The 14,584-nt window shown below is 63.4% G+C and carries 13 protein-coding genes and 1 tRNA gene; 11 read left to right on the top strand and 3 right to left on the bottom strand.

The features are described 5' to 3' along the window. Positions 1-68: 68 nt before the first annotated feature. Positions 69-2,828: a TonB-dependent receptor gene (locus tag ASG11_RS03810; protein ID WP_055775394.1), complete on the top strand. Its 2,760-nt coding sequence runs from the start codon at positions 69-71 to the stop codon at positions 2,826-2,828. Between the two features lie 87 nt (positions 2,829-2,915). Here the strand turns inward: ASG11_RS03810 and gor are convergent, their stop codons facing one another. Further along, positions 2,916-4,268: a glutathione-disulfide reductase gene (gene gor / locus ASG11_RS03805; protein WP_055775392.1), complete on the bottom strand. Its 1,353-nt coding sequence runs from the start codon at positions 4,266-4,268 to the stop codon at positions 2,916-2,918. A gap of 135 nt (positions 4,269-4,403) precedes the next feature. Beyond that, a complete protein-coding gene (gene pgi / locus ASG11_RS03800) occupies positions 4,404-5,897 on the bottom strand; it encodes a glucose-6-phosphate isomerase (protein WP_055780200.1) in 1,494 nt (497 codons plus the stop codon). Between the two features lie 112 nt (positions 5,898-6,009). Here pgi and lepB point away from each other — a divergent pair, with 112 nt between their 5' ends. The 4 genes from lepB to era all read left to right on the top strand — a co-directional run bounded on the left by lepB (position 6,010) and on the right by era (position 8,906). Then, positions 6,010-6,885 (top strand): signal peptidase I, encoded by an 876-nt coding sequence (gene lepB, locus ASG11_RS19165; RefSeq protein WP_055775389.1) that lies wholly within the window; start codon positions 6,010-6,012, stop codon positions 6,883-6,885. Then, the gene (rnc, locus tag ASG11_RS19160) at positions 6,882-7,577 is read left to right on the top strand and encodes a ribonuclease III (protein ID WP_443024430.1); all 696 of its coding nucleotides are present in this window, start codon (positions 6,882-6,884) and stop codon (positions 7,575-7,577) included. Before lepB ends, rnc begins: the two co-directional genes overlap by 4 nt. 167 nt (positions 7,578-7,744) lie before the next feature. Then, positions 7,745-8,011 carry a GIY-YIG nuclease family protein gene (locus ASG11_RS03785; protein ID WP_236697366.1) on the top strand — a complete coding sequence of 89 codons (267 nt, stop codon included), beginning with the start codon at positions 7,745-7,747 and terminating at the stop codon, positions 8,009-8,011. Then, a complete protein-coding gene (era, locus tag ASG11_RS03780; RefSeq protein WP_055775385.1) occupies positions 8,004-8,906 on the top strand; it encodes a GTPase Era in 903 nt (300 codons plus the stop codon). The genes ASG11_RS03785 and era overlap by 8 nt, the downstream gene beginning before the upstream one ends. Before the next feature lie 326 nt (positions 8,907-9,232). Here the strand turns inward: era and ASG11_RS03775 are convergent, their stop codons facing one another. Then, on the bottom strand, positions 9,233-9,964 hold the full coding sequence (locus ASG11_RS03775; RefSeq protein WP_055775381.1) for an NAD-dependent deacylase: 732 nt from the start codon (positions 9,962-9,964) through the stop codon (positions 9,233-9,235). Positions 9,965-10,071: 107 nt separating this feature from the next. On the opposite strand from ASG11_RS03775, the gene dapB reads away from it, so the two are divergent. The 6 genes from dapB to ASG11_RS03745 all read left to right on the top strand — a co-directional run bounded on the left by dapB (position 10,072) and on the right by ASG11_RS03745 (position 14,362). After that, positions 10,072-10,800 carry a 4-hydroxy-tetrahydrodipicolinate reductase gene (gene dapB, locus ASG11_RS03770; protein WP_055775378.1) on the top strand — a complete coding sequence of 243 codons (729 nt, stop codon included), beginning with the start codon at positions 10,072-10,074 and terminating at the stop codon, positions 10,798-10,800. A 10-nt stretch (positions 10,801-10,810) separates the two neighbouring features. Continuing rightward, positions 10,811-11,479, top strand: coding sequence for an endonuclease III (gene nth, locus ASG11_RS03765; protein WP_055775376.1), 669 nt, complete (start codon positions 10,811-10,813; stop codon positions 11,477-11,479). Then, positions 11,472-11,852: a hypothetical protein gene (locus tag ASG11_RS03760; RefSeq protein WP_055775373.1), complete on the top strand. Its 381-nt coding sequence runs from the start codon at positions 11,472-11,474 to the stop codon at positions 11,850-11,852. Before nth ends, ASG11_RS03760 begins: the two co-directional genes overlap by 8 nt. A gap of 45 nt (positions 11,853-11,897) precedes the next feature. After that, positions 11,898-11,974: transfer RNA gene (locus tag ASG11_RS03755), tRNA-Arg, on the top strand. Positions 11,975-12,189: 215 nt separating this feature from the next. Next, on the top strand, positions 12,190-12,834 hold the full coding sequence (locus tag ASG11_RS03750; protein ID WP_055775370.1) for a hypothetical protein: 645 nt from the start codon (positions 12,190-12,192) through the stop codon (positions 12,832-12,834). Between the two features lie 82 nt (positions 12,835-12,916). Further along, positions 12,917-14,362 (top strand): ATP-binding protein, encoded by a 1,446-nt coding sequence (locus tag ASG11_RS03745; protein WP_055775367.1) that lies wholly within the window; start codon positions 12,917-12,919, stop codon positions 14,360-14,362. The last annotated feature ends 222 nt before the right edge of the window (positions 14,363-14,584 follow it).

Genomic DNA, 14,584 nt, shown 5'->3' with positions numbered 1-14,584 from the left:
CAATGGCGCATCCGGTGGCGTGGGACGCCGGACGTATCGGGCCAAGAGCCTGCCAAGGGGAAATTAACATGCGGACGAAATTTTTTGCCGGTGTCGCGTTTGCTGCACTGATCCTTCCGGGCGCGGCTTATGCCCAGTCGACCGGCTCGGCCGATCTCGACGACGAGATCGTCGTCACCGCGCGCACCACCAAGGGTGTTGGCGGCGTGCAGATTCCCGACACGAGCAAGGCCAAGGGCGTTCTGACGCAGGAATTCATCGCGCGCCAGACCCCGGGCAACTCGATCCTCGACACGATCAACTCGCTGCCGGGCGTCAGCTTCCAGAACAACGATCCGTTCGGTTCGGCCGGCGGCACGCTGACGATCCGCGGCTTCGATTCGAGCCGCATCGGTCTGACGTTCGACGGCATCCCGCTAAACGACACCGGCAACTATGCCGTCTATTCGAACCAGCAGCTCGATCCCGAGCTGATCGAGCAGGTCAGCGTCAATTACGGTTCGACCGATGTCGACAGCCCGACCGCCGCCGCTTCGGGTTCGACCGTCAACTACCGCACGATCGTGCCGACCGACGAGTTCGGCGCGCGCATGATCGGCTCGGTCGGCGACTATCAGTTCTTCCGCATCTTCGGCCTGGTCAACACCGGCACGTTCACCTCGTTCGGCACCAAGGCCTGGCTTTCGGCCAGCCATGCCGAGAACAACGTGGTGTTCAACAATTTCGGCAAGATCGACAAGGCGCAGTATAACGGCCGCATCTATCAGCCGATCGGCAGCAACGGCGATTTCATCTCGCTCGCCGGCAACTACAACGTCAACCGCAACAACTTCTTCGGTTCGGCCCCGCTGCGCCAGGACAACAATGTCCTGACGCAGAACACGACGACAGGCGGTGCGACCCCGCTTAATCCGATCTTGGTCACTGGCGCAGTTCGCACTCCGGGTACCGGTACCAATAACCGTTTCCCAAACAGCCGTGACGAACTGCCGTACAGCGTCGCCCGTTGCACGGTCCTCAACGGCGTAACCGGTGTGAATGACGTACCCAACACCTGCGGTACCTCCTTCGACGAGCGCTACAACCCGTCGAACACCGGCAGCATCCGAATCAACTCGCGCTTCACGTTGGCACCCGGCCTCGTCCTGACGGTCGATCCGAGCTATCAGTATACCAAAGCGAATGGCGGCGGCACTGTCCGCGCGCAGGAAGGCGGCTATACCCGGGCAGCAACTTCCACTTTGCCTGCGATCACCACGCCGCTTTATGGTTTCATCGGCGGTAACTATTACTTCGGTCGTGACATCAACGGCGACGGCGACACGCTCGACCGGACGACAACGGTTGGCAATGTCACCACCAATGGCGGTGTCACTCTTCTCGCTCCGAGCCAGACCGTAACCAATCGCTACGGCGTGAACGCATCGCTGCGCTACGACTTCGATGACAACAACACGATCCGCGTCAGCTACGTTCACGATTATGGTCGCCATCGTCAGACCGGTGAGCTCGGCCTGCTGCAGGCCAATGGTTTCCCGCAGGACGTGTTCCCGATCAACAATCCGCTGCGCGGCGTGAACGGTCGCGTGATCCAGAAGCGTGACCGCCTGTCCTTCGCGATCCTCGATCAGTTCTCGGGTGAATATCGCGGCGATTTCGGTGCGTTCACCGTAAACGTCGGCGTGCGTGCACCGTTCTTCAAGCGCAACCTGAGCAACTTCTGCTTTGCCACCGCGGCGAACGGCAACGTCGACTGCCTCGGTCGCGGTAACGACGCCGACAATGCGGCCTATGCCGCAGCCAACCCGTATACGTACAACGCCACGACCAACACGGTGACCGGCTTCGCCGCGCCGCAGTCGCGCACGTACAAATACAACCGCGTCCTTCCGAACGGCGGCGTGACCTTCAAGCCCACCGAAAACGTGACGATCTACGCCAACTATTCGAAGGGTTTGCAGGTGCCGGGCACGGATAACCTGTATCAGGCGTTCTACTATCCGGTGGGCAGCACCGCCGCCAAGCCCGCGCCTGAAACCAGCGACAACATCGATGCCGGCGTCCGCTACACGTCGAGCCGCATCCAGGCGACGATCAGCCCGTGGTACACGCGCTTCCAGAACCGTCTGGCATCGGCGTTCGACGTCGACACGCAGCAGACGATCTATCGCAACCTCGGTCGGGTCGATAAATATGGCGTGGACGGCAGCTTCTCCTATCGTCCGGTGCCGGAACTGACCTTGTATGCCTACGGGTCGTATCTGTGGTCGGAGATCAAGAACAACGTCCAGATCGGCACTTGCAGCTCGGCAACCCTAACGACCAACTGCACCGTAGTCGGTGCTCCGATCCTGGCACTGACCGCTGGCAAGCGGGAATCGGCGGCTCCGGTCTATTCATTCGGTGGCCGTGTGCAGGGTGAAGTCGGCCCGATCGTAGTGGGCGTGCAGGGCAAGCGGACCGGTCCGCGTTTCCTGAACGATCAGAATTTGCCCAACCTCGCCTGCACCGCGGCGCTGGTGAACCAAGTCTGCCCGACGGCAGCGGCAACCCAATCGACGTTCGCCGGCACACGCGGGTTCCAGTACCAGATCTATGGCGCGAAGGCTCCGGGCTACACAACGTTCGACGTCGATGCGCGCATCGGTCTCGACTGGGCCGGCCTGAACAAGACGACGTATCTCCAGCTCAACGTTCAGAACATTTTCGACAAATTCTATGTCGGTGGCTTTGGCACGTCGGGTGGTTCGTCGATCGTGTACAACACGCCGTTCATCCAGATCGGCTCGCCACGCGCGTTCATCGCCACGCTGAACGTCCAGCTCTAAGCCGGACGCCTCCGGGCACAGAAAAGGCCGCCGCCCCATTCGGGACGGCGGCCTTTTTTTGTCTGAGGCGCTATGCCGGCAGCACCCTCACCGCATCAGCACGAGTTCCTCGGCCATCGAGGGATGCAGCGCCACCGTCTGGTCGAACGCGTCCTTGGTCAGCCCGGCCTTCACCGCGATCGCCACCGCTTGCAGGATCTCCGGCGCGTCGGGGCCGATCATGTGCAGGCCGATCACCTTGTTCGTGTCGGAATCGCAGATCATCTTGTACAAAGCGCGTTCGTTGCGCCCCGCCAGCACGTTCTTCATCGGGCGGAAATCCGAGGTGTAGACCTTGCACGATCCGAGCTTGGTCTTTGCCTGCGCCTCCGTCATGCCGACACCAGCCATCGGCGGGTGGCTGAACACGGCGGCGGGGATGTTCTCGTAATCGACCCGCGTCGGCTTGCCGCCGAACACGCTGTCGGCGAATGCCTGTCCCTCGCGGATCGCGACCGGGGTCAGCTGCACGCGGTTGGTCACGTCGCCGACCGCGTAGATGCTCGGGCAGGTCGAGCGATTGTCCTCGTCCACCTTCACCGCGCCCTTGTCGTCAAGTTCGACGCCGGCGGTCTCGAGCCCCAGCCCGGCGGTATTCGGCTCGCGCCCGGTGGCGAACATCACGCAATCCACGGTGACCGGCTCGTGCCCCGACATCTTCACCGTCAGGCACCCGTCCTCGCCCTTCTCGATGCCCTGGAAATCGGCGTGGAAGCGGAATTCTATCCCCTTCATCATCGAGATCTGCAGCAAGCGGTCGCGGATCGATTCGTCATAGCCGCGCAGGATCACGTCGCTGCGGTTGATCAGGATGACGTGCGCGCCGAACTGGTGGAAGATGCCGGCGAATTCGTTCGCGATATAGCCCGCGCCGGCGATCAGGATGCGCTTCGGAATGGCATCCAGGTGGAACGCCTCGTTCGAGGTGATGCCATGTTCGTGGCCGGGGCATTTCGGCACCGATGGCGTAGCGCCGGTGGCGATCAGGATCGTCTTCGCCGTCACCTCGCGTCCGCCGGCCAGCGTCACCGCGTGCGGCCCGGCGATCGTCGCGCGCTCGGCGATCATCTCGACATGATGGCTTTCCAGCGTGGTGGTGTAGGCGCCGCTGATCCGGTCGACCTCCTCCAGCACATTGTCCCGCAGCACCTTCCAGTCGAAGTCGCACTGGTCGGGCACGTCCCAGCCGAAACGCTTGGCGTCCTTTAGATCCTCGGCGAAATGCGCGCCGTAGATCAACAGCTTCTTGGGCACGCAGCCGCGGATCACGCAGGTGCCGCCGATGCGGTACTCCTCCGCCACCGCGACCTTCGCGCCATGCGCGGCGGCCACCCGGGCGGCGCGCACGCCCCCGGACCCGGCGCCGATGACGAAGAGGTCGTAATCGTATTGGTCGGTCATGGAATACCTCGGTCAGGAACACAGAACCGTCTGTCCTGAGCTTGTCGAAGGACTGCCTTTCTTTTCGACCGAAGATAAGAAGGACAGTGCTTCGACAGGCTCAGCACGGACGGGGATGGGAGTTAGCCTAAGGCCTTAGCCGAACGCCCGCTTGATCAGATCGTCGGTCGAAGCGTCGAAGCTCTGCCCGCCTTCCACCGCCGCCTTGGCCATTTCCTTGCCCAGTTCCACGCCGAACTGGTCGAACGAATTGATCCCCAGCAGCACGCCGTTCACGAACACGCGGTGCTCGTAGAACGCGATCAGCGCCCCCAGCGAGCGGGCATCGAGATCGTCGAGCAGGATCGTCGAGGACGGTCGGTCGCCCGGATAGCTGCGCGCACCGTCGTCGTTGTGCTTGCCCTTCATCAGCGCGGCGCCCTGCGCGAAGGCGTTCATCAGCAACTGGCGGTGATGATCCTCGGACAGCGTATCGCCCGGCTCGATCGCCGCGACGAATTCGACCGGCACGAGGTGCGTGCCCTGGTGGAGCAGCTGGAACACCGCATGCTGCGCCTCGGTGCCGACCCCGCCCCAAGTGATCGCGGCACTCGGGCGGCCGAGCGGCTCGCCTTCCGCCGTCACGCTCTTGCCGTTCGATTCCATCTCGAGCTGTTGGAGATAGGGCGGCAACAGCTTCAGCCGCTGGTCGTAGGCGAAGGTCGCGCGAGTCTCGCACCCACGCACCTGAGTGTAATAGAGGTCGGCAAAGGCAGCGAGCGCGGGGGCGTTCTCGTGCAACGCGGTCAGGCGGAAATGCCGGTCCATCTCGGCGGCGCCTTCGAGCAATTCCTCGAAGCAATCCCAGCCCAACGCCAACGCCGCCGGAAAGCCGATCGACGACCACAAGGAATAGCGCCCGCCGATGCTCTCCGCGAACGGCAGGATGCGGGTTTCGTCCACGCCCCATTCCAGCGCCTTGTCCGGATCGGCCGTGAGCGCCACGACCTTGCCGTAGACATCGGAGACGCCATGTTCGGTCATCCATTGCAGCACGCTCTGCGCGTTCAGCATCGTCTCGGTGGTGGTGAAGGTCTTGGAGGCGATCACCAGCAGGGTCGCGGTGGGATCGAATCGCGCGAACGCATCCTCCAAGGCCACGCCGTCGACATTGGCGACGATCGCCACGTCGTAGCGATCCTCGTCGCGACCCAGCGCATCGACCAGCAGGTCAGGACCCAGCGCCGATCCGCCGATGCCGACGTGCAACACGTGGCGGATCGCGCCGAGCGCCCCACTTTCGATCGCGTCGATCAGGCCGCGCATCCGTGCGTGCAGCGCGCGCGCCTTGGCGACGCTATCCGCCGTGCCCTCGCCACGCTCGGCTGTGTGTTCGACCGCGCGGCCTTCGGTAAGGTTGACGATCTCGCCGCCGAACATCGCCTCGCGCTTCGCCGCCAGGCCCTGCGCCTTGGCCAAGGCGGCGAACGCCGTCACCGCGTCCTCGGTCAGATGCGTCTTCGACCAGTCGAAATGGAGCCCCGCGACATCGACGGAAAGCTTCGCCAGCCGCCCCGCATCCTCCGCGAACAGATCGGTCAGCGTCTTCGCGGGCAGCGCCTGAATCGCGCCCCAGTCGGCATTTGGCATCGTCATCTCGCTTTTGTGGGTCGGGCCGTGGATCGCCCCATAGATCGCTCTAGTATAGGCCGGTTTCAACCGCCAGCTTGACGCAAACCGCGCATCCCCCCAAACCGCCGCCATGTCCGATACCACCACCAGCGGGAAGACCCCCGCGCCAGCCGCCTCGGCCGCGAAGCCCAAATCCGAAACGCGCGAGACGCTGACGTTCCTGCTGAAGCTCGCGCTGATCGTGCTGATCTTCCGCAGCTTCGTCTTCTCGCCGTTCAGCATCCCGAGCGAGTCGATGCTGCCGCGGCTGCTGATCGGGGATTATCTGTTCATCTCGAAATGGAATTACGGCTATTCGCGCTGGTCGCTGCCGTTCGGCGTGCCGCTGATCCCGGGGCGGATCCTGGCGCGCGATCCGGCGCGCGGCGACGTGGTGGTGTTCCGCGGGCCTCCCGGCGACGATGTCGACGTGATCAAGCGCGTCATCGGCCTGCCCGGCGACACGATCCAGATGCGCAACGGGCAGCTGGTCCTGAACGGCGTCGCGGTGCCCAAGGAGCGGATCGCCGATTTCATCCTGCCGATCAGCCCGAACTATCCGGCCGGCGACGACGTGAACGGCAAGTGCGACGCCGCGCATCTCGGCGTGGTCGAGGGCAAGCAGATCTGCCGCTATTCGCGCTTCCGCGAAACGCTGCCCGGCGGGCGCAGCTACGACGTGTTGGATGCGGCCAATACCCCGGCGGACAATACCGGCGTCTACACCGTCCCGGCCGGGCGGGTCTTCGTGATGGGCGACAATCGCGACAACAGCGCCGACAGCCGCTTCCCCGCGCCGGCGGATGCGATGCCCGGCGAGCCGGTCGGGATGGGCTATGTGCCGATGGAGCGGATCCAGGGCAAGGCTGTGGTCGGCTTCTTCTCGACCGACGGCAGCGCGTCGTGGCTGCTGCCCTGGACGTGGTTCACCGCCGCCCGGTGGAGCCGCATCGGGGAAGGTTTTTGAGCGACAGGCGTTCGCATGACGGTCGTGCGGGCGAGGGTTTGGGCGACTGGATCGAAAGCGCGCTCGGCCACCGCCCGACCGATCTCGCCGCCTATCAGCGCGCGCTGACCCACGGCAGCCAGGCAGCGGAGAATTACGAGCGGCTGGAATTCCTGGGCGATCGCGTGCTCGGCCTCGTGATGGCAGAATGGCTGTGCGAGCTGTTCCCGACCGAGGCCGAAGGGGCGCTGTCGAAGCGCCAGCACATGCTGGTCTCCGGCGTCACCTGTGCCGATGTCGCGCGCGATCTCGGCGTGCCGCTGCACCTGCGCCTCGGCAAACAGGCGCGCGACGCGGGCGCGAGCGATAGCGACAATGTATTGGGCGACGTGATGGAGGCGCTGATCGGCGCGCTCTACCTCGACGCCGGCCTCGCCCCGGCCCGCGCCGCGATCCGCGCCGCCTGGGGCGCACGGACCACGGGCCAGATCAAGGCGCCGCAGCACCCCAAATCCGAACTGCTCGAATGGGCCGCCGCGCACAAGCGAAAGCCCCCGGCATACGAGGTGATCGACCGCTCGGGGCCGGACCATGCGCCGCGCTTCACCGTGAAGGTCGCGCTGGGCACGTTCGCGGAAGCGGCGGCGGAGGGCAGTTCGAAGCAGGAGGCGGAAAAGGCGGCGGCGATGGCGCTGCTGGCGAAATTGGGGTGAAATAGGTCAACCCTTCCCGTTCGTCCTGAGCTTGTCGAAGGACCGTTCTTCCTTCTAGGTTCGCGCGATGACGTTTTGGGCGTACATGCTCCATTGCCGGGGCCGGCAGCTTTTACATCGGCCACACCGACAATCTCGAACATCGCATCGCCCAGCACGAAAGCGGCATGATCCCAGGGTTCACGCGCGATTATGCTCCAGTAACGCTCGTTTGGAGCCAGCAATTCGGCTCCCGTATCGAAGCGCTGGAAACCGAACGGAGAATCAAAGGCTGGCCTCGCGCCAAAAAAATGGCTTTGATCCGCGGCGACTGGACCCGCATTTCTCAGCTGGCCAAGAAGACCGGTCCTTCGACAAGCTCAGGACGAACGGAGGAAGGGGACGTGCCTCTTGCCGAGACGCTTTCCATGCGCCAACCCGACGAGCATGACTGAACCAACCCAATCCTGCGGCCTCATCGCCGTGCTCGGCGCGCCGAATGCCGGCAAGTCCACGCTCGTCAATGCATTGGTCGGGCAGAAGGTCGCGATCGTCAGCCCCAAGGCGCAGACCACGCGCGTGCGGCTGATGGGTGTCGCGATCGAGGGCGATGCGCAATTGCTGCTGGTCGACACGCCCGGCATCTTCGAACCCAAGCGCCGGCTCGACCGGGCGATGGTGCAGGCCGCATGGGGCGGGGCGGAGGGGGCCGACATCCTCGCGCTCGTCGTCGATGCCAAGGGCGGGCTCGGCAAGAAGGTGATCGACATCGCCGAGAGCATCGCCGGGCGGCCGGAGCCGAAATATCTGATCCTCAACAAGGTCGACCTCGCCGACAAGGCGAAGTTGCTGGTCCATACCGAGAAGCTGAACGCCGCGGTCGCGTTCGCCGAAACCTTCTTCGTCAGCGCGACGACCGGCGACGGCCTGGCCGATCTGAAGGCACATCTGGCGAAAGCGATGCCCGATGGGCCGTGGCATTATCCCGAGGACCAGGTGTCGGACGCGACCGAACGCAGCCTCGCCTCCGAGGTGACGCGCGAGCAGCTGTATCTGCAACTCCACGCCGAACTGCCTTATGCCAGCGCGATCGAGACCGAACAGTATAAGGAGCGCGAGGACGGATCGGTCGAGATCCACCAGCAGATCCTGGTCGAACGCCCCACGCAGCGCGCGATCGTGCTGGGCAAGGGCGGCGTGCGCATCAAGGAGATCGGCGCGCGCGCGCGGGCGGAGCTGTCGAACATCATGGGCCGCCCGGTGCATCTGTACCTGCACGTGAAGGTGAAGCCGGGCTGGGACGAAGACCGCGATTCCTACCGCGAGATGGGGCTGGACTGGGTGGATTGACCTGACATTGGATTGGTTGCGATGCCCCCGGCCCCTTCGTGCTGAGCCCGTCGAAGCACCGGTCTTCTGCTCGCCGGGCGACTAGAAAGACCGGCCCTTCGACGGGCTCAGGGCGAACGGGAAGGGTAGCGGGACCGAGATGGGAAACCGCTAGGGCCAATCGACATTCATCGTCGTGGTTTATCCCAAATTCTCCGTCACCCCGGACGTGTTCCGGGGTCCGCCGTGTCGCGAATTCGGCAGTCACGCCATTGTTCGTATCGAAAGCCGCTTGGTGGACCCCGGAACACGTCCGGGGTGACGGTTTGTGGTGGTGGGAAGCGCTTTCAAGACCGTCCGGGCCTGAATGTCGATCCGTCCCAGCCCAAAACCTCCGCCACCCAATCCGGCACCAGCACCCCCGCCGCGCCCATCCGGCTTTCGGCGAAGAACACGCTTCCCGCCGACGGATCGAGGTTCAATTCCAGTGTCTCCGCGCCATAATGGCGCGCCGTCTGCACGAACCCGGCGGCGGGATACACCGCGCCCGACGTGCCGATCGACACGAACAGATCGCAGCGCGCCAGCGCCGCCTCGATCCGCTCCATCTCGTACGGCATCTCGCCGAAGAACACGATGTCCGGCCGGAGCGCCCCCGCCCCGCACGCGCCACACGCCGATCCCGGCGGCAGATCCCCGGACCATGCCTCGCGCGACCCGCACGCCGCGCACAACGCCGATCGCAATTCGCCATGCATGTGCAGCATCCGCTTCGCCGCGGCGCGCTCGTGCAGGTCATCGACATTCTGCGTCACGATCAGCAGCTCTCCCGGCCACTCCGCATCCAGCCGCGCCAGCGCGTCATGCGCCGCATTGGGCACGACCGTCGCCAGCGCCGCCCGCCGCACGTCATAGAAGCGATGCACCAATTCCGCGTCGGCCGCCAACGCCTCGGGCGTGCACACATCCTCGACCCGGTGCCCTTCCCACAGGCCGCCCGGTCCGCGAAACGTCGCGATGCCGCTCTCGGCGGAAATGCCCGCGCCGGTCAGCACGACGATGTTGCGAATGCCCTTCATGCGCCACTGTACCCCGGTCGCGCACCACGCGCCAAGCGTGTCGAAATCAACCACGTCTGAGGATAAGGGGCTGTTCGCCTCCCGCCCCCTGTGGCAGCAGGGCGGTCATGACGAAGATCGGCATCATCGGCAGCGCGGGGCGCATGGGGCAGGCGCTGGCGGCGTTGGTGCCCGATCTCGGCGGCACTCTGGTCGGCGGGATCGATGCCGGCGGTGACGCGATGCTGCTCGCGCACGATGCCGACGTGCTGGTCGATTTCTCCGCGCCATCGGCATTGGAAGCGACGCTCGTCGCCGCCCGCGCGACGCGCACCCCGATCCTGATCGGCACCACCGGCCTGTCGCCGACCCACCACGCACTGATCGACGCCGCCGCGCAGGACATCCCCGTGCTGCAGACCGGCAACGTCTCACTCGGCGTCACACTGCTCGCCAAATTGGTGCGCGAGGCAGCCGAGCGGCTGGGTCCGGATTGGGACATCGAGATCGTCGAGATGCATCATCGCCACAAGGTGGATGCCCCCTCCGGCACCGCGTTGCTGCTCGGCGAGGCGGCGGCGGCGGGGCGCGGCACGACGCTGGCCGAAACGCGCGTCGCGGATCGCGCGGGGCTGACCGGCGCGCGCAGCGAGGGCACGATCGGTTTCGCCTCGCTGCGCGGCGGATCGGTCGCCGGCGATCATCAGGTGATCTTCGCCGGCACCGGCGAGCGGATCGAGATCGGCCACCGTGCCGAGGATCGCGCGATCTTCGCCAAGGGCGCGATCACCGCCGCGCTGTGGCTCGCGCGGCAGCCGGCGGGACGCTATACGATGGGGCAGGTGCTCGGGCTGTGAAGAAGGCGCCATGAAGCAGACAGACGTTTTCGAATTCTACCGCCGCCTCGCCGAACACGATCCGCATCCCGAGACCGAACTCGCATACGGCAATCCCTTTCAATTGGTCGTCGCCGTCGCCCTCTCCGCGCAGGCCACCGATGTCGGCGTCAACAAGGCCACTCGAGCCTTGTTCGCCGAGGTCGATACGCCGCAGAAGATGCTCGCGCTGGGCGAGGCGGGCCTGAAGCAACACATCAAGACGATCGGCCTGTTCAACACCAAGGCGAAGAACGTCATCGCTCTGTCGCGGATGCTGATCGACGAGTTCGGCGGCGTGGTGCCGAACGACCGCGACGCGCTCGAACGCCTGCCCGGTGTCGGACGCAAGACCGCCAATGTCGTGCTCAACGTGGCGTTCGGACAGGATACGTTCGCGGTCGACACGCACATCTTCCGCGTCGGCAACCGCACCGGTCTCGCCCGTGGCAAGACCCCGCTGGCGGTGGAACTCAAGCTCGACAAAGCGACGCCGCAGCCCTTCCGCCTGCACGCGCACCACTGGCTGATCCTGCACGGCCGCTATGTCTGCAAGGCCAGGCGGCCGGAATGCTGGCGGTGCATCGTCGTCGATCTCTGTGCGTTCAAGCCCAAGACGCCCGCGCCGAAGCCGACGGGCGAGGAGAGAGCCCATGCGTAGAACCGTCCTCGCGCTCACCGCGATCGCCCTCACCGCCCCCGGCATGGCGCGCGACCGCAGCCGGATCCCCGAGGCCGTGGCGGCCGGCAAACCGGAAAGCTGCCTTTCGATCCCGCGCATCCGCGCCACCCATGTCCATGGCGACCGCGTGATCGATTTCGAGACGACCGGCGGCAAGGTCTACCGCAACACCCTGCCCAACGCCTGCCCCGGCCTCGGCTTCCGCGAAGCCTTTGCCTACGAAACGTCGCTCAGCCAGCTCTGTTCGGTCGATATCATCACCGTGATCGAAAACCCGCCGGTCAGCCGCGGCGCCAGTTGCGGCCTCGGCCAGTTCCAGCCGGTGACGATGGTGAAGAAGCCCAGACGTTAAACGCTGGCGCGCGCCGCACAGCTTTGCTAGGCAAGCCCCGCATCGGCACCCGTAGCTCAGCTGGATAGAGCGCTGCCCTCCGAAGGCAGAGGCCACTGGTTCGAATCCAGTCGGGTGCACCACCGTCCTCTCCGCAAGATGATGTAAATGCTGCCGAATTTAGCAATGGATTCGTTCACGCTACCTCATCGGCTCCCACACTTGGCATCGACTGCCCGCGAACAGCGGCGAACAGGTCGGCTATAACTAGCGAAGTGCAGTCGCGCGTAGCGAAGTTTTCACTACTCACTGCAATGAAGGTGCGAACGGCCTTCCCCGGCCAGCGACGGAGATCGTTTTGACCGCAGTCGTTCCCATCTCGCCGATCAAGGCGGTCGAACTCGTCGAAAGCGCCGGCATTTTGTACGCTCGCCGCGTCATCTCCGACAACGCGGCGGCTGGCTTGGTCAAATCATATGCGCGCGTCATCGAGACTGAGCCGGTTGCCGGCGGGAGGGATCGAGTGCTGGGCGCGGCTGTGCCCGTGGATCTGTGGCAGCGGATCATCCGCGAAGGGGTAGTCGAGGATGTATGGACCGGGGGCACTGTGCGGCTCCCTGCCGCTGATCTGATTGGCGGCGCGCCGGCCGTTCGCATTACCGGGATCGGCTTTGCGGCGAAGCACCTGCATCAGACGATCGAACATCATCGTGGCCAGGTTTCGACAAAGCCAAAGGCGAAGACATCCGTAGGTCAGCCGGTCTTATGCGAGATCGCAGCGTCAGCAGATGCACCGGCGAAAGCTCGTCAGTCCGATCCGGCGGCAATCCCCCATGGCGCGCTCACCGTCACCGTGAACCAAGCGATGGCGGCGCTCGGCCTTGGTCGCACGAAGATCAACGACATGATGATCAAGGGCACATTAGTCAGGGTCAAGAATGATACGCGGACGCTTACTACAACTGAGAGCATCAGGGTGTTGGTGGTCGGAGGAAAAGCCTAAGCCAAGGTTTTCAAATCGAGGCTGTGGCGATAGCAATGCATGGCCGATTGGCATTTACATGATGTGCAACTAACACCAGGCGATGTCGCCAGAACGCCTACATACCCTGCTCGATCATATTCTCAGCAAGCCTGAGCGAGATTGGATCGAGTTTAAAGCGAACAATACGGACCCCGATCGTATCGGGCGTTACATTTCTGCCCTGAGCAACGCGGCCGCGCTCGACGAAGAGCCATTCGGATACCTCGTTTGGGGAATCGAAGATGGAACGAAGAACCTCGTCGGAACCGATTTTGAGCCTTCGGTCGCAAAGCGCGGTAACCAGTCTTTGGAATTTTGGCTTTCTCGCCAAACGGATCCGATGCCGCACATCGACTTTCAAGATCTGCAAAAGGAAGGCGTCCGGGTCGTAATCCTTAGGGTGAAAGCCGCGTCCAGCGCTCCGGTTCGGTTCGAAGGTAAATCTTACATCAGGATCGGTGATGCCACTCCCGCTCTGTCCGACCATCCCGAACTCGAGCAGCGACTTTGGTCGATTATCCAGTCGTATCGTTGGGAAGAAGGGGTCGCATCGCAATTTGTTACGCCAGATCGAGTGTTGGAAATGCTCGATTACGCGTCGTATTTTGAGCTTTTGAAGCAACCGATACCCGATTCCCACGCCGACATTCTGGCCACCCTCTCTGCCGACCGGCTTATCGCTGAAGACGGCGGGGGCTACTGGAACATCCTCAACCTAGGCGCTGTTCTTTTCGCAGAGCGCCTTAAAGATTTCGATCGCCTCGAACGTAAGGCACCGCGTGTTATTCGCTACGTAGGCGACACGCGGGTCGAGACGGTTAAGGAGCGAACGGGCGATTTCGGATACGCGAAAGCGTTTGAGCCGCTTGTTTCCGTGGTGGATTTTTATCTTCCGAAGCGCGAGCGCATAGGCAAAGCCTTTCGAGAAGAGGTATCGCCGTTTTCGGAATTATCAATCCGAGAATTGGTTGCCAATGCCCTGATCCATCAGGATATGACCATTAGTGGCACCGGGCCAATGATCGAGATTTTCGACAATCGGATTGAGATCACGAATCCAGGCAAACCCCTCGTGGATCCAAATCGTTTTATCGATTACCCACCACGATCGCGCAACGAAGGCATGGCGTCTTTAATGCGCAGGATGAACATTTGTGAGGAGCGAGGAAGCGGGATCGATAAGGTCGTCTACGAAGCGGAGAAAAGCAAATTGCCCCCGCCCGACTTTATTCAGCTTGAAGGCGCGATGCGGGTAACGCTGTACGGACCCCGCCCATTCGCAGACATGACGCCTTCCGAGCGGACACGAGCATGCTATCAACATGCCACACTCCGGTTTTTGGAGGGGGAACGCGCAACCAATGCCTCGTTACGCGAGCGCCTTGACATTGAGACGGGGAATGCCGCGCAAATCTCACGAGTTTTTAAGCAGACGCTCGAAGCGAGATATATCAAGCTCGCAGACGACGCGGCGCCACGTAGCGGCTATGTGCCATGGTGGGCGTAGGATTTGACCCACATTGGATTGCCGATTTTTATCGCGGGATAAAAGCCAAGAAAGCCACGGAAATCTGCCAGTTTCGTTATCGAGAACCGCAGCGAATTAATTGACTCAGTTTTGATCGCTATTGTTAGCGAATTATTTTCAGGCTTTTCCGGTGAGCGATCAGTGCCATTCGTCCGCTGACATAGCCACGCAGTTACGAAACGATCATCGCCTCGACCAACG

Origin of the sequence: Sphingomonas sp. Leaf357, assembly GCF_001423845.1 — a bacterium.
Lineage (GTDB): Bacteria > Pseudomonadota > Alphaproteobacteria > Sphingomonadales > Sphingomonadaceae > Sphingomonas.
Note: the sequence above shows the minus strand (reverse complement) of the source record. Positions and strands in the feature narration are given on the sequence as shown.